The organism is Nocardiopsis sp. KDC1DS13DA1, from assembly GCF_055632325.1.
The window spans coordinates 104,087-121,379 of the sequence record NZ_JBVMUY010000021.1; the positions used below are offsets into that span (position 1 = coordinate 104,087).

Annotated in this window: 13 protein-coding genes; 4 read left to right on the top strand and 9 right to left on the bottom strand. The window is 73.6% G+C overall.

Annotation, left to right across the window (positions count from 1 at the left end; genetic code table 11):
• Nucleotides 1–145: 145 nt before the first annotated feature.
• The 4 genes from ACTVAJ_RS14295 to ACTVAJ_RS14310 all read right to left on the bottom strand — a co-directional run bounded on the left by ACTVAJ_RS14295 (nucleotide 146) and on the right by ACTVAJ_RS14310 (nucleotide 7,347).
• A complete protein-coding gene (locus ACTVAJ_RS14295; RefSeq protein ID WP_470388623.1) occupies nucleotides 146–1,798 on the bottom strand; it encodes a glycosyltransferase family 2 protein in 1,653 nt (550 codons plus the stop codon).
• Nucleotides 1,795–3,828 carry a glycosyl transferase family 2 gene (locus ACTVAJ_RS14300; protein ID WP_470388624.1) on the bottom strand — a complete coding sequence of 678 codons (2,034 nt, stop codon included), beginning with the start codon at nucleotides 3,826–3,828 and terminating at the stop codon, nucleotides 1,795–1,797. The genes ACTVAJ_RS14295 and ACTVAJ_RS14300 overlap by 4 nt, the downstream gene beginning before the upstream one ends.
• A 122-nt stretch (nucleotides 3,829–3,950) precedes the next feature.
• On the bottom strand, nucleotides 3,951–4,997 hold the full coding sequence (locus ACTVAJ_RS14305; RefSeq protein ID WP_470388769.1) for an O-methyltransferase: 1,047 nt from the start codon (nucleotides 4,995–4,997) through the stop codon (nucleotides 3,951–3,953).
• A 271-nt stretch (nucleotides 4,998–5,268) separates the two neighbouring features.
• Complete coding sequence (locus tag ACTVAJ_RS14310) at nucleotides 5,269–7,347, bottom strand: acyltransferase family protein (protein ID WP_470388625.1); 2,079 nt, start codon at nucleotides 7,345–7,347, stop codon at nucleotides 5,269–5,271.
• A gap of 500 nt (nucleotides 7,348–7,847) precedes the next feature.
• Between ACTVAJ_RS14310 and ACTVAJ_RS14315 the strand changes: the two genes are divergently transcribed.
• The gene (locus tag ACTVAJ_RS14315) at nucleotides 7,848–8,459 is read left to right on the top strand and encodes a superoxide dismutase (RefSeq protein ID WP_017598778.1); all 612 of its coding nucleotides are present in this window, start codon (nucleotides 7,848–7,850) and stop codon (nucleotides 8,457–8,459) included.
• Between the two features lie 91 nt (nucleotides 8,460–8,550).
• Here ACTVAJ_RS14315 and ACTVAJ_RS14320 read toward each other — a convergent pair whose 3' ends face one another.
• On the bottom strand, nucleotides 8,551–10,026 hold the full coding sequence (locus ACTVAJ_RS14320; RefSeq protein ID WP_470388626.1) for an aminotransferase-like domain-containing protein: 1,476 nt from the start codon (nucleotides 10,024–10,026) through the stop codon (nucleotides 8,551–8,553).
• A 122-nt stretch (nucleotides 10,027–10,148) separates the two neighbouring features.
• Between ACTVAJ_RS14320 and ACTVAJ_RS14325 the strand changes: the two genes are divergently transcribed.
• Nucleotides 10,149–10,655 carry a DUF3291 domain-containing protein gene (locus ACTVAJ_RS14325; protein ID WP_470388627.1) on the top strand — a complete coding sequence of 169 codons (507 nt, stop codon included), beginning with the start codon at nucleotides 10,149–10,151 and terminating at the stop codon, nucleotides 10,653–10,655.
• Nucleotides 10,656–10,705: 50 nt separating this feature from the next.
• On the opposite strand, the gene ACTVAJ_RS14330 is transcribed toward ACTVAJ_RS14325, so the two are convergent.
• The 4 genes from ACTVAJ_RS14330 to ACTVAJ_RS14345 form a co-directional block, all read right to left on the bottom strand.
• The gene (locus tag ACTVAJ_RS14330; protein WP_470388628.1) at nucleotides 10,706–11,437 is read right to left on the bottom strand and encodes a class I SAM-dependent methyltransferase; all 732 of its coding nucleotides are present in this window, start codon (nucleotides 11,435–11,437) and stop codon (nucleotides 10,706–10,708) included.
• 84 nt (nucleotides 11,438–11,521) lie between these two features.
• Nucleotides 11,522–12,178, bottom strand: coding sequence for a maleylpyruvate isomerase N-terminal domain-containing protein (locus ACTVAJ_RS14335; protein WP_470388629.1), 657 nt, complete (start codon nucleotides 12,176–12,178; stop codon nucleotides 11,522–11,524).
• A gap of 61 nt (nucleotides 12,179–12,239) precedes the next feature.
• Nucleotides 12,240–12,971, bottom strand: a complete 732-nt coding sequence (bioD, locus tag ACTVAJ_RS14340; RefSeq protein ID WP_470388630.1) for a dethiobiotin synthase — start codon at nucleotides 12,969–12,971, stop codon at nucleotides 12,240–12,242.
• Nucleotides 12,968–14,305, bottom strand: a complete 1,338-nt coding sequence (locus ACTVAJ_RS14345) for an adenosylmethionine--8-amino-7-oxononanoate transaminase (RefSeq protein WP_470388631.1) — start codon at nucleotides 14,303–14,305, stop codon at nucleotides 12,968–12,970. Before ACTVAJ_RS14345 ends, bioD begins: the two co-directional genes overlap by 4 nt.
• A gap of 355 nt (nucleotides 14,306–14,660) precedes the next feature.
• Between ACTVAJ_RS14345 and ACTVAJ_RS14350 the strand changes: the two genes are divergently transcribed.
• Nucleotides 14,661–15,920 (top strand): 8-amino-7-oxononanoate synthase, encoded by a 1,260-nt coding sequence (locus tag ACTVAJ_RS14350; protein ID WP_470388632.1) that lies wholly within the window; start codon nucleotides 14,661–14,663, stop codon nucleotides 15,918–15,920.
• A 48-nt stretch (nucleotides 15,921–15,968) separates the two neighbouring features.
• A complete protein-coding gene (locus ACTVAJ_RS14355) occupies nucleotides 15,969–17,276 on the top strand; it encodes an SGNH/GDSL hydrolase family protein (protein WP_470388633.1) in 1,308 nt (435 codons plus the stop codon).
• Nucleotides 17,277–17,293: the final 17 nt, after the last annotated feature.

Genomic DNA, 17,293 nt, shown 5'->3' on the forward strand with positions numbered 1-17,293 from the left:
GATCGTCACTCTATGTCATTGTTGCTCGTGTGTGTCGCGCCCTGGGCAGAACACCCGGAAAGGTCTCCCGTACCCGGATCCGGCCGCCTCCGCGCGGAGCGGAGACGGCCGGGTGCAGCGCGGTACGGCGGAACCGGGTGCGGCGTCAGCGGGCGAGCTTGCGCAGGACCCGCCCGGTCAGCCCCGGGGTGAACCAGCGCAGCTTGCGCTCGGCCCGCTTGGCACGTGCGCGCAGCCGTTCGACGTCGGCCAGAGCGCGGTCCAGATCCTTGCGGAGCGCGGCGGGCGAGGCCGGTCCCGTGTCACCGTGCTCGGTGACGACGAACTCCTCGCCGGGTGTCCAGTGGGTACCGTGGACCTCCTCGACGACCCGGTCCAACTCCCTACCGGACGTCCCGGGGGCCAGGTGGCGGGCCCGGGCGAAGGCGGAGGCGCGCTCCAGCCGCAGCACCCCGTCCTCGGCCTTGGTCGCACCGGGCATGGGCGCGCACACCAGCCCCGCGCGCTGCTTGTTCGCGACCTCCACCAGGTCGGCCAGCCCGGTCCGTGCGAACTCGGGGCCGACCGGAACGCTCAGGACGAAGGTGGCCCGGGAATCGATCTCGGGCTCGCCTTCGGTGAACCTGACCCGGGGCTCGCCCCGGAAGGTCTCCCGGATCAGGCGCAGGTCCAGACGCTCCTCGTCCAGCGGCGACCGCCGGCCGTCGCCCAACTCGCTCCAAGGACCACGCAACCACACCCGGATGTCGGAGGTGCTGCCGGCCAACAGCGATGAGGCGGTGGTGTCGACGTCCTCCAGGGTCTGCCCGTCCACGTCCACGACCACGTCGACGTAGGGCACCTCCCACACCCGCTCGGGGCGCTTGCGGCGCAGCCGGAAGTCGGGGACCCGGTTGGCCACGTACGGTGACCGGTACCGCATCCCGGCGTCGCGGCGGGTCTGCATCTGCGACCGGCCCAGGTGCCAGCTGCTGCTGTCCAGATCCGGGACGAACACCGCCCCCTGCTGCGACACCCGGTAGGCGACCTCGGTGTCGCCGCCCAGCACCAGGTCCGCGTCCATCCCTCCCGCCGCCTCGAACAGACTCCGGTGCAGCGACCCCGTGGCCCCGGTGAACACCCTGTAGGGCTGGGCGGCGGTGCGCAGCCCGTTACTGCCGTCGATGATGCGTTCCACCCAGTGCGGATCGGCGGCCTCCCGGTCGAACAGCGCGTCCGCCCGCCCCTGGCGCACCTCGCGGAGGACGTGCTCGGGGGTCAGGGCGGCGGGGTCGAAGTCCACGAAGAGCTTGTGCCCCATCGCCACCCCGTAGTCCAGCAGGTGGTGCCAGCGCATCTGCGACTCCACGTGCTCCCGGTACACCAGCATGTCCGCGTCCAGCCGCAGAATGACCTGCCCGGAGGACGCGGCCACACCGGTGTTGACCGCGTGTGCCGACCCCCAACCGCCCGGAGCCGAGGCGACCAGCCGCGTGTTCTCCGGACGCACCTCCGGCAGGACCAACGGCTCCGGAGAACCGTCGTCGACCACCACCACCTCCGTCAGGTGCGCCGGATAGCTCTGCCCCGCCAGGGAAGCGAGCACGAGTGCCAACTTGTCGGCGTGCCCGTAGGCGGGGATCACGACGCTGACCGACAGCGTCGGCGTCCACTCCCCCAGGGCCGGCACCTCGACCGGGGAGTAGTCGTTGCGTGTCAGTCCCGGCTGCCCGGTGAAGTCCACCTCCCCCCGCTGCGGTGTCTTCCCCTCGCGGGGCGCGTCGGCGTGCGGCTCTCGGCCGGTGTCCAGGGTGGTCAACGGAGTCCCCCCGTGTACTCGGTGGCGGCGGGCTGGCCGAGAGGGGCGGGCTCGCCCTCCAGAAGGGCGCTCGGGCGCCAGCCGAACCACTGCTTCGTGTAGTTGTGCAGGAAGAAGGCCATGTCCTCGGACCAGGTGTGTCCGCCACCGGTACGGCGGAGCACGTAGCCGAGCCCGTGGGCGCGGTAGAGGCGTCCACCGCCCCGCATGACGGCGATGAGGAGCTGGGTGTCGATGGCGCGGGGCAGCGGCCGGAAGCCCCCGGCCTCCTCCAGGACCGCCCGGTCGGTGAGGATGGTGCCCCCGGCGATGAACCGGGAGACCGACTCGGACCTGCGGCTGCGCCAGACCATGACGTCGACCTCCTGGAGGTAGACGAAGTCCTGTCCGCAGCCGACGAGTTCGGCGCCGGAGTAGGTGCGGGCGAGGACGAGGTCGGCCAGGTGGTCGGGGCCGTACCAGTCGTCGTCGTCCCACTTGGAGACGAGGTCCCCCGAGGTCCGGGCGACGGCGTCGTTGAGCACGCTGCCGAAGATCTGGCCGGCGTCAGCCTCGTGCACGATGAGCGGGACGCCGGTGGCGCGGAAGTCGGCGATGGCCGACGCCACCTCGGGCAGCGACGCCGGAAAGCCGTGCAGCGTGAGGACGACCTCCACCGCGACTCCGCGCTGGCGGGCGATCTGCGCGAGCGCGAACCCGACCATCTCCGGGCGCCGGGTACACAGGATCACCGACACGGTCGGGTCCGGAGGCAGGGGAACGCCCGCCTGCGCGGCCATGGCGCGCCAGCGCGCGTGGTGACCGTGGGTGCGCAGAGCGGTGCGGCGCAGCCGGACGCTGTGCTCCTCGCGCAGGAGCCGGTCGGACAGGTCCTCCTCACCGACGCTGGTGAGGAGGCCGGTGAGAGGTCGGCCGAGCCCGGCGGCCCAGGCGGGAACGGGGCCGCTGACCAGGGGGACGCCGCCCGCCGCCAGGGACGCCACGGCGCGCACGGCGGCGCTGGGGCCCGTGTGCCCGGACCAGTCCACGCGCACACCGCGCAGGTGCCGCAGGCAGGAGAGGTCGACGTCGGTGACCGTCCCGTCCGGGGCGACCACCGCGAGGTCCTTCCTCCCCTCGCGGACGACCGCGCGCCCGCCGACGGAGGTGAGGTCGCCCCAGGACCCCTGCGCGTCGGTGGTGAACCCGACGGGGTTGACGCTGAGTTCGTCGATGGGGGCGACGGCGTGGACACTGGTCTCCTCCGGGGCGGTGCCCGCCGCGTTGATCGCGCGGGCCCTGGCACGACCGTCCGGAGCGGCGACGCCCTCCCACGCGTCATGTCCGGTGACGGGGCGGTCCAGCGCCGGAACGGTCGCGTCCTCCCATGCGGGTGCGGACACGGCGCGCTGGTCGGACACGCGCAGTGCCACGTCGCCGACGGGGGTGACCCGGCGCAGCGGGACGGGCCCGGACTCCGTCACGCCGCTGGTCCTGGTGTCTCCCGGGCGCCACAGCGCGCCCTGCGGTCCGTTCAGCACGGCCAGCGGGGAGAGCGCGGGACCCCGGCGGCGTCCGCGGGTGCCGTGCATGACCGCGTCGACGACCTGGGCGGTCTCCACCGCGTTGGGGAAGAACAGCTCGCACAACCAGCCGCGGCGTCCGACCCGGCGGACCCGCATCTCCTGGAGGTCCCGCCAGTCGCCCATGCCGGGGGAGGCGGGGATCGGCGGCTCCTGCTGGCCGGTCGTGGCGACCAGGGCGACGACCACGTGCACGGCGCGCGGCAGGTGCGTGCTCACCGTGACCGCCCTGCGCAGATCAGTGGGGGTGGCCGCGACGATCGCGACGAGTCCGACCTCCTGCTCCGGGTCGCCCTCGCGGACCTGTTCACCGAACGGGTGCTCGTCCAGGTCCACGAGCAGGTCGGTGTCCCTTAACGGCAGTCCGGCGAGCGGGGCGCGCGCGGTGTCGTGGGCACCCGTGTGGCACAGCACGGCGGGTTCGCGGCCGCGTGCGCTCAGGGCCTTCCGGAGGGCGGTGGTGATCATCGGTGACCTCGGGTGGGTGGACGGCGGACTGCGACGGTCGGGGGGGTGGGGAGGTCGGCGGGCGGCGTGCCCGGCCGCGGCCTGATCCGGCGGACGGTGCGGTGCGGCGCACACGGCGGCGCTCACATGGCGGCCGGGTCGACGGCCTTACGGCTGAACACGTGCGCGCCCTTCTCCGTGTACTCCTCCACGCGCCGGAGTTCCGGGTGCTCGGCGAGCCAGCGGTCGCCGATGGCCTGCTCGTCGGGGCGGTCGGCGTCGTCCAGGACGATGACGGCCTCCTCGGTGCAGCGCGGGAGCACGGTCGGCACGGCCGGGTAGCGGGCCTGGCGGCCGGTGGCCTGGGGCGGGCCGTCGACGAAGACCAGACCGATGCCCTCCAGACCGTCGAGGGCCGACGGGCGGTACCAGCGGTCGGCGGTCACGACGGTCTCGTCGCCGACGGTGGACTCCACCGGATCGATCTCGGTGAGGGGGGCGTGGCGGACCTCGATCATGTCGTCGAGGCCGTGCGCGGCGACCAGGTCGCGGCTGAGTTCGGCGTAGCGGGCGTCATGTTCGATCGCCACGAGTCGCCCCCCGCCCGCCCGGCGCAGCGCGTACCCGAGCCAGACGCTGGAGGCACCGCTGCCGAACTCCACCACCAGGTCGGGGCGGAGCCGGTCGATGTGGCGGACGAGCACGCGCAGCACGTCCGGGGAGGCCGCCCAGCCGCGCAGGGGCGGCATGAAGGCGGCGGTGTCCAGCTTCTCGCGCAGCTCGGTCCAGGCGACCTGCTGCTCGTAGTCGTTGCGGCCCTGGACGGTGACCGCGTGGCGGATCTCCCTGGAGACCTTGGGCAGGGTGTGCTCGCGCACCCGGTCGACCCGCTCGCGGACGGTGTCCATGGCCTGGACCGTCTCCAGGCGGTCGCGTCCCAACGCCTCGGTCACGGTTCGGGTGTGCGCCGCCACGGCCTCCGGAAGCGCACGCACGGAGCGGTGGAGGCGGTACAGCGCCAGACCGAGGGCGCAGACCAGCCCGCCGAGGAGGAGCATCCCGACCAGCAGCACCGCCTCGGCCACGGTGACCAGACCGAGCGTTCCCAGGACCACCGGGGTCGCCACGGCCGCGGCGGCGAGCACGACGGCGGTGAGGAACAGGAGCGGGCGGCGGCGGAGCAGGCGCATGGTGTCGACCTCCACGGGTTTCTGACACGGTCTGGGGGATGCGGGGGGTCAGGCGAGGCTCCTGCCGGGCGAAGCGACCGGCGCCGAGCGTTCTCCCAGCCTAGGAGGGGAAAGGCGAATGACGCTTGTGACACTAACGGTTCGCCGGAATGTCCGGCCCCTCCCAAAGGGGAATCAAAACGCGAAGTGGCGGCAATTTTCCGATTGTTCACCCGCCCATCACCGAATCCCCTCCGAAGGGAGGTCTGGAATTCCCCCGAAGGGCACGGTGTCACCAACCGGTGGCCTCCAGGAGCCCCTCCTCCATCACCGGCGTGAGGGTGCGGGCGTAGGTGGCGGTCATGTGGGCACGGTCCCAGAAGACGAGGACGTTGCCGACGACCGCGTCGCAGGCCCCCCGTGGACACACGTACCCGGTGAGGTCGAACAGTCGGACGTTACCGGGCAGGTCGGCCTCGGACGCGGGGTCGGTGGCCGCGTGGCTGTAGGAGACCGGGGACGTGCACTCGGGCAGGGCCCGGCTCTCGACGCACTCGGCCCCCGGGTAGTCGCGGCGCGGCAGGTCGCGCAGGCCCACCACGTCGATCCCCAGCTCCTCCAACCGGGCCCAGCGCTCCGTGAAACCCGGGGGCACGGTCTCACCGGAGGGGAGGGCACGGGTCGAGGAGGTCAGCACGGCGTCGGGGCGCAGCCGCTCCAGTTCCGCCATCGCCAGGGCGTCCCACTCCTGGCACTGGGTGAACACGGCTCCGTCGCGCATGGACACGTCCGCGCTGAACTGGCAGCCGCTCTTGGTGAAGGAGACCAGCCGCCAGCCGTGCCGGGCGGCCACGGCGGACACGGCCGGGTACCAGTGGGCGGTACGTGAGGCACCGACCATCGCCAGGGTGTACTCGGCGTCGCCCGGGTCGCGGTCGCACACCACCAGCTCGGTGGAGTCCAGCCCCACGTGGCAGCCGCCGGTGTGGTGGGTGGACAGGTCGTCGCGGGCGTAGGCGGGTTCGGGCAGGACGGGCAGGTCGGAGACGAGGCGGATCGATCCTCCGTCGGCGAGGACACGGGCGCCGGGGTACCTGGCGGGTTCGCCGGCCTGTTCGGCGGCCCGCTCCGCACGGGCGCGCTGGTCCTGGACGATCCGCACCGACCAGAGCTGCGAGGCGACCAGGACCGGGACGAGGAAGGCGGCGGCGACACCGAGCGACCAGGCGGGGGTGGCGCGCCCCGGCGCACTGGTCATGCGCCGGGTCCCGGCCTCCACGACGCGGGCGGTCAGCCAGGCCAGGAGCAGGGACAGGGCCAGGACGAGCGCACCCCCGGCGGGGCTGGCCAGGGTTCGGCCGGTGACGTGCAGGTAGCAGACCAGGATCGGCCAGTGCCACAGGTAGAAGGCGTAGGACAGGGAGCCCAGCCGCATGAGGGGCCGCCAGGTGAGCAGGCGGTCCGCGCCGAACGGGCTGCCGGTCGTCCCCGCGAGGACGACCAGGACGGCGGCGCCGGTGGGCACCAGCGCCACGTAGCCGGGGAAGAGCGTGGACACGGGAAGCAGGGCGCCGCACACCACCAGGGCGGCCAGTCCCGCCCACCCCAGGGGCAGGCGCACCGCGACGGGCAGCCGGATCCGTGGGATGACCAGGGCCAGGACGGCCCCCAGTGCGAGCTCCCACGCACGCGCCCCGGAGTCGAAGTAGGCCCAGGCCTGGTTGGTGCCGGTGATCCACACCGAGTAGCCGAGGGAGACCGCGAACACCGTCGTGACAGCGGTCAGGGCCGCCGTGCGGAGGGGCAGGCGGGCACGGGCCGCCACCAGGGCGGTCAGGGCGAGCAGGATCGGCCACACCACGTAGAACTGGCCCTGGACGGACAGCGACCAGAAGTGCTGGACCGGGCTGGGCGCGGCGTCCCGGTCGAGGTAGTCGACGGCGGCGGTGGCCAGCGCCCAGTTCTCGTGGTACAACGCGGCGGCGCGCACCTCGGCCAGGATGCCGGACCAGCGGGAGACGGGCAGCCACAGGAACGTGGCGGCGAGGGTCCCGGCGAGGACGGTCAGGGCGGCCGGGGTGAGTCTGCGGGCGAGCCGCGACCAGAAGGCGAGGAGGTGGACACGCCCGTCCCGCTCCAGCGACCTGACCAGGGATCCGGTGATGAGGAAGCCGGTGAGCAGCAGGAAGACGTCCACACCGCCGGAGACGCGGCCGAACCAGACGTGGTAGACGGCGACGAGGAGGACGGCGACGGCACGCAGTCCCTCGATCTCGGGGCGGAAGTTGCCGCCCGCACGGACGGTGGACCCGGAATGGGGTGAACTGTCCGAAGATGCCGCGACGGCACCCCTGGAAATGGAGACAGACATGGGTGAGGAGGGCCTTGGGGAAAGAGGGAGATGTCGTCCGAACGAGTCACTCGGCAGCTGCGGGACGTGTGGTTCGGCCTTGCATTATCACCGCCCGTGACACCGATGCGGTGAATGGCGGGAGAACGCGGGGCCAACGCTGTCATGACGATTGCGGTGGACGGGTGACGCGGCCCGGGGGCGGAGATGACCGGGCGACCGCGAAGGACCGCCGGAAAACAACCCGAGATGTGATGATTCGACCACCGGTCTTCGGGGTAACGGTCCAACGGCGGCCGCGCTCCCGGGGGTACCAGCCACACCCCACGGGTCCCCCGGCGACCGGACACCCACGGTCGGTGACGACGGGCCGCCGCCCCGGCCAGGCCCCGGCTTATTCCCGGCCCGGTGTGTAAACAGTGCGACATCGGGTCCCCGGCGCCCCGGCTGATAGCTTGCTGCCTAGCGATCCCATCGCTGGTGAACACGACGAATCGCGTCTTTGGAAAGGTGCGTCAGAGATGTCTGCGCCATACTCGCTGCCCGAGCTGTCCTACGACTACACGGCCCTGGAGCCGTGGATCTCGGGCCAGATCATGGAGCTCCACCACTCCAAGCACCACGCCGCCTACGTGGCCGGTGCGAACACCGCGCTGGAGCAGATGGCGGAGGCCCGGGAGTCCGGCAACTTCGGCACCATCCCCATGCTGGAGAAGAACCTCGCCTTCCACCTGGGCGGGCACGTCAACCACTCGGTGTTCTGGCAGAACCTGTCCCCGAACGGCGGCGACAAGCCCGAGGGTGAACTGGGCGCCGCGATCGACGACCAGTTCGGCTCCTTCGACGCCTTCCGCGCCCACTTCGGCGCCGCCGCCAACAGCATCCAGGGCTCGGGCTGGGCGATCCTCGCCTGGGAGCCCCTGGGTCAGCGCCTCATCATCGAGCAGCTGTACGACCAGCAGGCCAACATCCCGCACAGCACCACCCCGCTGCTGATGCTGGACATGTGGGAGCACGCCTTCTACCTGCAGTACAAGAACGTGAAGGCGGACTACGTCAAGGCCTTCTGGAACGTCGTCAACTGGGCCGACGTCCAGGAGCGCTTCACCAAGGCCCGCGAGGTCGCGTTCTAGGACACGCGCGGCGCCGCCCGGGCCACGGGCGGCGAAGTGGGGGGCGGCACATCCCGACCGGGGGTGCCGCCCCCGCTCCGTTCCCGGGGCCTCAGACCACCAGGCGGGCCGGATCGTCCACCACAGGGCCGTGGCGGTCGAGTTCCCGCCAGGCCCGGCCGAGCCGCCAGACCAGCTCCTCGCTGGTGGCCTCGTCGTAGGCGAAGGGCAGGCGGAAGTACTCGGAGAACCGGTCCTCCCCGCCGGCGGACATCATGGGTCCGGGGACGAGTTCGACGTCGTGGCAGAGCGCGACCTGGGCGAACTCGCGGGCGTTGACCCCGGGCAGGCGCACCCACAGGGCCGCTCCCCCGGCGGGCCGCCGCCACTCCCACGTGGGCATGGACTCGCGCAGCAGCCGCTCCATGTGGTCCAGTGCCCTGGTGAGCTGCGCGGAGCGTTCGGCGGCGAGCTGGTCGTAGCGCGGCAGCAGCCGTACGGCGACCGCCTGTTCCAGCAGCGGGCTGCCGAGGTCGGCGAGGACCTTGCGGCGGCTGAGCCGCATGGCGATCTCGGCGGGGGCCCGCAGCCAGCCCAGCCGGAGCCCCGCCCACCCGACCTTGCTGAGCGAGTCGACCGTGATGACCTCGGCCCCGCGCGGGGCGAACGCGGCGATCGGAGCGGGCTCGTCCGGGGCCCGCATACCGGTGTAGGCGCTGTCCTCCAGGACGGGGACGCCGTACCGGGCGGCCAGCTCCCCCAGCTCCCGGCGGCGGGCCGCGGACATGAGCGTGCCCGTCGGGTTGTGGTAGGCGGGCATGACGTAGACCAGGTGCGGGGAGTGCTCGACGAGCGCGCGGCGCACGCCGATCGGGTCGATGCCGTGGTCGTCGACGCGGACCGGGAGGAGGCGGGCGCCGCGGTCGCGCATGAGGTCCAGGCAGCCCGCGAACCCGGGGTCCTCGGCGACCACGGGGGAACCCTCGCGCAGGTAGAGCTGGGCGACCAGGGAGACGGCCTGGTGGGCTCCGGTGGTGACCACGATCTGGTCGGGCGTGGTCGGCAGGCCCTGGTCGGTGTAGCGGTCGGCGAGGACGCGCCGCAGGACGGGAAGCCCGCGCGGGTGATAGGTGTCCTCGGCCATGAGCGCGGGAAGGTCGCGGGCGACCACCTCGCGGACGGCCTCCTCCACGATCTCCAGCGCGGGGGTGCGCAGGCACGCGACGGAGATGACGCGCGGGGTGTCCCGGAGCAGGTTCTGGTACATCGGGTTGGCCACGCTGCCGGGCGCCCAGCCGTCGGCGGGCACGGGGGCCACGCTGGAACTGACCCGCGTACCGCTGCCCTGCCTGCTGTCCAGGATGCCCTCCGAACGCAGGGCGTCGTAGGCGGAGACCACCGTGGTGCGGCTGATCCGCAGCGCCGAGGCGAGTGCCCGTTCGGAGGGGAGCCGCTCCCCGGCCACGAGCGTGCCCTCCGTGACGAGCCCGCGCAGCGCGCCCGCCAGCCGTTGGTAGAGCGGACCGCCGTCGGCCGCCCACGTGCCGAGACGGTCCACGAGTGTGGCCACCTGACGAGAAGAGTCCATTTTCCGCTCCATTGGATCTCACGAACGTGCCGCCGGACTCCGATACTGGCATCAGAGTCCACCAGGCCACCAGAGCCAAAATGGACTCTTCGATTCCAGACCACCTACCGTTGGGAGCTCCCATGCCGTCCACGACCCACCAGCGGAGTGACCGGTACGCGCACGTCCCGCACCACCGCGTCCCCGCCCGCCGATCCGTCGGGGTTCCGGGGCCCGCACGCGTGGCCCGCGGTCCGGTGCTGGTGGAGGCGGTCACCCTGGCCACGGACACCGGTGCCGCCGGGGCCCTGGACTCGCTGGTCGAGGCGCTGCGCGAACGTGCCCGGAACAGCCCGGGCCACCTGGGAGAGGTCCACTCCGAGGGCGAGGGGGACCGTCGCCGGCTGGTGGCCCTGTGGCGGTCACCGACCGAGCTGCGCGACCTCGTGCACGCCGCGCACCCGGACATCCTGGCCTTCCGCGCGGCGACGGGTGCGTTCCCGACCGTGGAGCGCACACTGTGGTGGGCTCCAGGCGGAGCCGAGGCGGTGACCGCCGACGAGGCCGGGCGACGCACCGCCCACCTGCGCGAGCACGGCCCGGGCGTACGCGCCTTCACTCTGCGCTCCCCCGTCCCCGCCCCGGCCTGACCGGTGCCCGACCCGGCCGGTCCGCGGCCCGGAGGGGGCGGCGCCGGTGGTCACCGCGGTGGGCGCCGGGCGAGGAAGACCCACTCCCGCCCCGGCCGGTCGGGCGCGTCGCGGACGTCCTCCACCGCGAAGCCCCGCTCGGCCAGGTCCGCCTCGACCTCTCCCCGTTCACGGAAGCGCAGGGTCGAGTCGGACGTCAGTACCCGCCCGTCCCCGGCGAACGCGTAGGTCCAGCGGAACGTCACCAACGGCAGGCGCAGGTCGGTCACCTCGACCCAGCTCTCGACGGCGCCGACACCGGGGACCACCGTCACCCGACGGGTGGCCTCGCGGGTCCATCCCTCCCACGCCCGCCGGGCCGGATCCCGCGTCTCGAACACCAGCCGCCCACCCGGCACCAGCGCCTCGCCGGCCCGGTGCAGGGTCGTCCGCCACGCCCGCGGGTCGACGACGGCCTGGGCGACGTTGGCCGTCATCGTCACCAGGTCCACACGCAGCGGCGGGAGCGACGAGGCATCACCGTGGATCCACCGGACCCGCCCGGCACCCGGTTTGGCCCGGGCGACGTCGAGGGAGGCCCGGGCGGGATCGACGCCGACGACCTCGATCCCGCGGTCGGCCAGCAGGAGCGCGAACACGCCCGTCCCGCAGCCGATGTCCAGCACGCGCCGCGCCCCGAACTCCCCCGCCATCCGCAGGTAGGGGTCGAGGTCGCCGCGGTCGGGGTCGAGGGGGTCGTAGATCGCGGCGAGCCGCGGGTCCCCGAAGCACTCGTCAGCCATGCGCCGCATCGTAGGGGCCGCGGGACCGGTCGGCCACCCGTTTCCACGGCAGGTGCCCGGGGCCGGGGGTACCGGCCCGACGGGTCAGCTCCGGGGCGCGGCCTCCCAGCGCCACGTGGTCAGAGGGGATCGTCCGTCGAGTTCGCCGCGTCCGGTGGCCCACAACAGGGTGGGCCAGGGGTCCGCGCCCTCCGGCGCGTCGGGGAACAGTCGGGTGAGCACCCGCGCGCAGAGGTCGCCGGGCGGATTCCAGTCGAGCCCGAGCCCCTCCGCCACGTCGTGCGTGTGCACCAGGGTCTCCACGATCCCCATCGCGGCGAAGCCCTCGGGGTCCGAGAGGCCGAAGACGTGGTGGGCCCGGGTCCGTCGGGGCTTCGTGCGCACCATGGCGACCAGCAGCGCGCCACTCGCCTCCAGCACCTGCAACAGGCCCTCGGGACCGGCCGCGCGGTCCGCGTACACGGTGGTCTCCGGACCGCCGGGCCGCCTGCTCGCCAGTGCGAAGGGCACCTCGCCCTCCGTGGGCGGTGTCGCCGGACCCAACTGGACGGCGTAGGCGAAGAGGTCGTCACTGAGGTGCTCGACCGTCTCCCAGCAGGTCCACTCCAGCGAACCGGCCGCCCGGTCCCAGTCCGCCGGGCGCGCACCGGCCAGGGCCGTGACCGCCAGGCGCACGGCGAGGTCGAGGTCGTCCGCGGTGACGGGTGACGGGGGCGGGCCGGGTGCTTCAAATCGGTTCATGACGGGACATTACCGGAGCCGGGGGACGGACCGGGCGGGGCGGGTGCCACGCCCGGAACCGTCAGACGGTCCGGGGCCCGCCGGACACGGCCGTCGCCGGGGCGTCCACCGCCCAGACCCCACCCAGGGACGGGGCCAGACTCCGCCGGGCCACCTGGGCGAACTCCCGCGCGGACGACCGCCCGCTGCCCTCCGGCACCGCGCCCACCAGCTCGCCCGCGCCCATCGCCGGCAGGTCGGTGAGGTTGCACCGCATCGCGAGGTCGGGCCGCTCCGGCCACGACCCCACCACCGCCCCGGCCGGGGCCAGGCCGCGCGCACGCAGGGCCTCTGCGGTCAGCGCCGTCGCGTTGAGCGTGCCCAGGTCGGGTCGCGCCACCACCAGGACGGGAGCGGAGAGCTCGACGGCCACGTCCGCCAGCGTCCGACCGGCCGGGTTCAGCCGCACCAGCAGCCCGCCCGCGCCCTCCACCAGGACCAGGTCGTGATCGCGGTCCAGATCGCGCACCGCGCCGACCACCCGCCCAAGGTCCAGCGGCTCGGCGCCGCACCGCACGGAGGCCGTCGCCGGGGCCAGCGGCTCGGGGTAGCGCACCACCTCCACGGCGGTCACCCCCGGCGCCAGGCGCGCCACCTCGTCCACGTCACCGGGCTCTTCGGGCCCCACCCCGGTCTGGGCGGGCTTGACCACCGCCACCCGCCGCCCCTCGGCCAGCGCCAGCGCGGCGACGGCGGCCGTGACGACGGTCTTGCCGACCTCGGTACCGGTACCGGTCACCACCAGGACACTCATCGCGCCCCCAGCGAGGCCTCGGCGGCGGCGACCATCCCCGCCGCGATCGCGGCCACGTCCTCGGCCGTGCTCACGTAGGGCGGCATGGCGTACACGTGGTTGCGGAACGGCCGCAGCCACACCCCGGCCTCCACCGCCGCACGCGTCGCCTCCCGCATCCGTACCGGCTCCTCCAGTTCGATCACGCCGATCGCCCCGAGGACCCGCACCTCCCGCACCCCGGGCAACCGCCCGGCCGGGGCGAGCCCCTCCCGCAGCCCCGACTCGACCCGGGCCACGTCGCCCCTCCAGTCTCCGTGGGTGAGCAGTTCCACCGACGCCAGGGCGGTCGCGCAGGCCAGCGGGTTGCCCATGAACGTGGGGCCGTGCGCGAGGACCGGAACCTCACCCCCGGCGATCCCCCGTGCCACCCGCGCGGTGCACAGCGTCGCGGCGAGCGTCATGTAGCCGCCGGTCAGCGCCTTGCCCAGGCACATGACGTCGGGGGTGACCCCCGCGTGGTCGGCGGCGAACAGCTCACCGGTGCGCCCGAAGCCCGTCGCGATCTCGTCGAAGACCAGCAGCAGACCGAGGTCGTCGGCGATCCGACGCAGCTCCCGCAGGTACCCCGGGTGGTGGAAGCGCATCCCGCCGGCGCCCTGGACCACGGGTTCGACGATGATCGCGGCGAGGTCGTCGGCGTGCTCGCGCGCGAGCCGCTCGAACCCGGCCACGTAGTCGGCGTCGGGTCCGGTGTCGAAACCGGCGGGCGGCGCGGGCGCGAACACCTGGCCGGGAAGCACGTCCCCCCACAGGGAGTGCATACCGCCGTCGGGGTCGCAGGCGCTCATGGCGTGGAACGTGTCCCCGTGGTAGCCGCCGCGCCAGGTGAGGAAGCGGCGCCGCCGCGGGCGCCCCGCCGACCGGTGGTACTGGAGGCACATCTTCATCGCGACCTCCACCGACACCGACCCCGAGTCGGCCAGGAACACGTGGTCCAGCGCCTCGGGCGTGATCCGCACCAGGGCGTCGCCGAGCTCGGCCGCCGGTGCGTGCGTGAGACCGCCGAACATCACGTGGCTGAACGCCGCCAACTGGTCGCGCGCGGCCGCGTCCAACCGGGGGTGGCGGTAGCCGTGGATCGCCGACCACCACGAGGACATCCCGTCGACCACCTCGCGGGTCCCGTCCCGCGACCACAGCGTGAGGCGCACGCCCTCGGCGTCGGTGACCACGTACGGCCGTTCGGCGGCGGGCACGGTCGTGTAGGGGTGCCACAGGTGGGCGCCGTCGAGGGCGCTGACCCGCGCGGGATCGGCCGGCCGCCGCGCGGGTGTGTACTCGGTGGGGGTCATGGGCGGTTCTCGGGGCCGGGGGCGGCCCCTTCCTCCTCACGGTGGTGCGGGCATGGGCGTCGGACCCTCGCGGCCCCATTGTTCACGGACCGGACCAGTGGGGTCCCGTGTGGTCCTACCAGGATTCCGTACGGAAGTTTGTGGGCTTTCACGGGTGACGCGCACACCCCGGGAACGGCAGAGTCGTAGACGCCTCCCTGGCACACATGGACCGGACCGACCCAGCGGGATTGGCCGCCGCTGGGTCGGTCCTGCCAGGTGGAGGCGGTCCGCGACCCGTCTGGCACACGGCGCCGAGCGCGCCCGCCCCGGTGTCCGGGCGCCCGGCTTCGACCAGAGGAGAGTCCCCGCCCGTATGGAACCCAACGCCGCCGTCGCCGTCCCTCCGCGCCCCTGGACGCTGCGGGCCACGAACCCGACGAGGGTCGAGGACAGCGGTGGCGACCAGCGGTCGGGGTCGCCGTTCGCCTGGTTGGACGGGGCGGCACGGCGCAGGGCCGAGGCGGGTCTGACCCGGCGCACCGTGCCCCGGACCGTCTGCGACGACCGCCTGGACCTGGCGGGCAACGACTACCTCGGGCTGATGCTGCACCCGGAGGTGGTGGGGGCCGCCGCCGAGTCCGCCCACGTGTGGGGGGCCGGGGCGGGCGGATCACGGCTGGTCACCGGGGACACCGAACTCCACGGGGAGCTGGAGCGCGAGCTCGCCGACTTCTGCGGCGCGGAGGCGGCGCTCGTCTTCTCCTCCGGCTACGCGGCCAACCTCGCCATGGTCACCGCGCTGGCCGCCCCCGACCCCGAGGGCGACACCGCGCCCCTCATCGTGAGCGACCGCCACAACCACGCCTCCCTCATCGACGCCACCCGTCTGGCCAAGGGTTCCGGCGCGCGGGTCGCCCTCTTCGACCACGCCGACCCCGAGGGAGCCGGGGAGGCGCTCGCCGGCGCCCGGGACCGCTCCCTGGTCCTCAGCGACACCGTCTTCTCGGTCGACGGCGACCTCACCGACGTCCCCGCCCTGGCCCGGACGGCCCGCGCGCACGGCGCCGCGCTGCTGCTCGACGACGCACACGGGCTGGGCGTCGTCGGTCCGGGCGGACGGGGCACCGCGGCCCTGGCCGGGTTGTGCGGGGCGGAGGACGTCGTGGTGTCCGTGACGCTGTCCAAGTCCCTCGGCTCCCAGGGCGGCGCGGTGCTGGGATCTCGCCGGGTGGTACGGCACCTGGTGGAGACGGCCCGCACGTTCGTGTTCGACACCGGCCTCGCCCCCGCGGCGGCGGGCGCGGCGCTGGCGGCCCTGCGGGTACTGCGCGACGAGCCCGAACGGGCCGACGCGGTGCGCGCACGGGCCCTGGGCCTGGCCGGGGGGCTGCGGGCACGGGGGTTGGAGGTCAGCACCCCGGACGCGGCCGTGGTGTCGGTCGTGGCCCCCTCCCCGGAGGAGGCGGTGGCCTGGCGCGGCGCGTGCCTGGAGGCGGGTGTGCGTGTCGGCTGCTTCCGCCCGCCGTCGGTCCCGGACGGCCGGTCGCGGCTGCGGCTCACCGCGCGGGCGACGCTCACCGAGGCTCAGGTCCACCACGTCGTGGACGTGATCGCGGCGAACCGCCCCAGGTAGTCTGACGCTTGCACAGGACCCGGCCGGACTTGGGAGGCGGAAGCGGCAGTGTCAGCCAGTGGTGACCATCCGTCGGACCCCGAACCCCGCGAACCCGACGGCGAGCCGGCCGCCCCACCCGCCGGACCGGACGAGGACACCGACCCCCGACCGCGCGGCACCCGGCGCCGGCGGCGCGCCCGCGTCACCCTCGCCACCGCGGCCGTCCTGGTCGTGGCACTGGTGGTCACCCTGGTCGTGCCCGCCGGCCGGAGCGGACTCCTCCAGTTGTGGTGCGAGGCCACCGGCGGTGTCTGCCCCACCGAGGAGCTGCCGCCGATCACCGAGGACGAGGAGGCCGACTGGCGGGTCGGGATGGAGCCCCGTGAGGCCGCGCTGTGGGGCAACTACGTCGCGCTGGGCGACTCCTACTCCTCGGGCGACGGTGCGGGCGACTACGATCCGGCCACCGCCGAGCCCGGCGGCTGCTGGCGCTCCGAGAACGCCTACCCCCGGGTGATCGCGGAGGAGTTCTCCTTCACCGGGGCACTCGCCTTCTACGCGTGCAGCAGCCACAAGGGGGCGGACATGCTCAGCGAGATCGGCACGCCGGAGTCGCAGATCGAACGGGTCACCGAGCACACGTCCCTGGTCACCGTCGGCATCGGCGGCAACGACCTGGGGTTCATCCCCGTCCTGCGCACCTGCATCGTGCGCATGCCGCTCCTGGAGAACGGTGTGTGCACCGCCCAGGAGGACGAGATCCTCGAACGGATGGACCGCTTCGAGGAGACCCTGACCGAGGTCCTGGGCCAGATCCGCGACCGCGCCCCCAACGCCAGGATCCTCGTCCTGGGCTACCCGCGGCTGTTCCCGGAGGAACCGCCGAGCATGTACTACACGCTGACCACGAGTGACCAGACCTGGCTCAACTCGGTGGGAGAGCGGTTCAACGAACGCATCCGCGACGTCGTCTACCGGACCGACGGCCGGATCTACGGTGACCGGGACGTGGGCAGCGTCGAGTACGTCAACGTCTTCTCCGCGTTGACCGGGTTCGAGGTCAGCGCCGAGGAGGCGTGGCTGAACGGGATCGTCCTCGGCCGCCTGGGCGAGGGGATGCGCGTGGACCGCGCGAGTTTCCACCCGACCGCCCAGGGACAGCTGTCCATCGCCGAACGCGTGCGCCTGCAGATCGAGGAGGGGCCGGAGCGGACGTTGTACGTCGCCGAGGAGACCCTGGACAAGGTCGACGAGGAGCTGCTCGCGAGCGAACTCGGCGGGCCCTTCGACCGTCTCGGGGCCTCGGCCTCCGACGCGCCCTCACCCGGGGACGGCGGCGGGGAGGGGACCGGGCCCCCGGCGGCCGAGGACTAGACCGTGCTCTCCGGAAC

What these genes read in the sequence shown, in the direction of transcription:
- ACTVAJ_RS14305 (WP_470388769.1), bottom strand. Translation starts at nt 4,997, where the DNA reads ATGCGCCTGCTCCGCCGCCGCCCGCTCCTGTTCCTCACCGCCGTCGTG.
- ACTVAJ_RS14315 (WP_017598778.1), top strand. Translation starts at nt 7,848, where the DNA reads ATGTCTGCGCCATACTCGCTGCCCGAGCTGTCCTACGACTACACGGCC.
- ACTVAJ_RS14300 (WP_470388624.1), bottom strand. Translation starts at nt 3,828, where the DNA reads ATGATCACCACCGCCCTCCGGAAGGCCCTGAGCGCACGCGGCCGCGAA.
- ACTVAJ_RS14330 (WP_470388628.1), bottom strand. Translation starts at nt 11,437, where the DNA reads ATGGCTGACGAGTGCTTCGGGGACCCGCGGCTCGCCGCGATCTACGAC.
- ACTVAJ_RS14350 (WP_470388632.1), top strand. Translation starts at nt 14,661, where the DNA reads ATGGAACCCAACGCCGCCGTCGCCGTCCCTCCGCGCCCCTGGACGCTG.
- ACTVAJ_RS14325 (WP_470388627.1), top strand. Translation starts at nt 10,149, where the DNA reads ATGCCGTCCACGACCCACCAGCGGAGTGACCGGTACGCGCACGTCCCG.
- ACTVAJ_RS14335 (WP_470388629.1), bottom strand. Translation starts at nt 12,178, where the DNA reads ATGAACCGATTTGAAGCACCCGGCCCGCCCCCGTCACCCGTCACCGCG.
- ACTVAJ_RS14345 (WP_470388631.1), bottom strand. Translation starts at nt 14,305, where the DNA reads ATGACCCCCACCGAGTACACACCCGCGCGGCGGCCGGCCGATCCCGCG.
- ACTVAJ_RS14320 (WP_470388626.1), bottom strand. Translation starts at nt 10,026, where the DNA reads ATGGACTCTTCTCGTCAGGTGGCCACACTCGTGGACCGTCTCGGCACG.
- bioD (WP_470388630.1), bottom strand. Translation starts at nt 12,971, where the DNA reads ATGAGTGTCCTGGTGGTGACCGGTACCGGTACCGAGGTCGGCAAGACC.
- ACTVAJ_RS14310 (WP_470388625.1), bottom strand. Translation starts at nt 7,347, where the DNA reads ATGTCTGTCTCCATTTCCAGGGGTGCCGTCGCGGCATCTTCGGACAGT.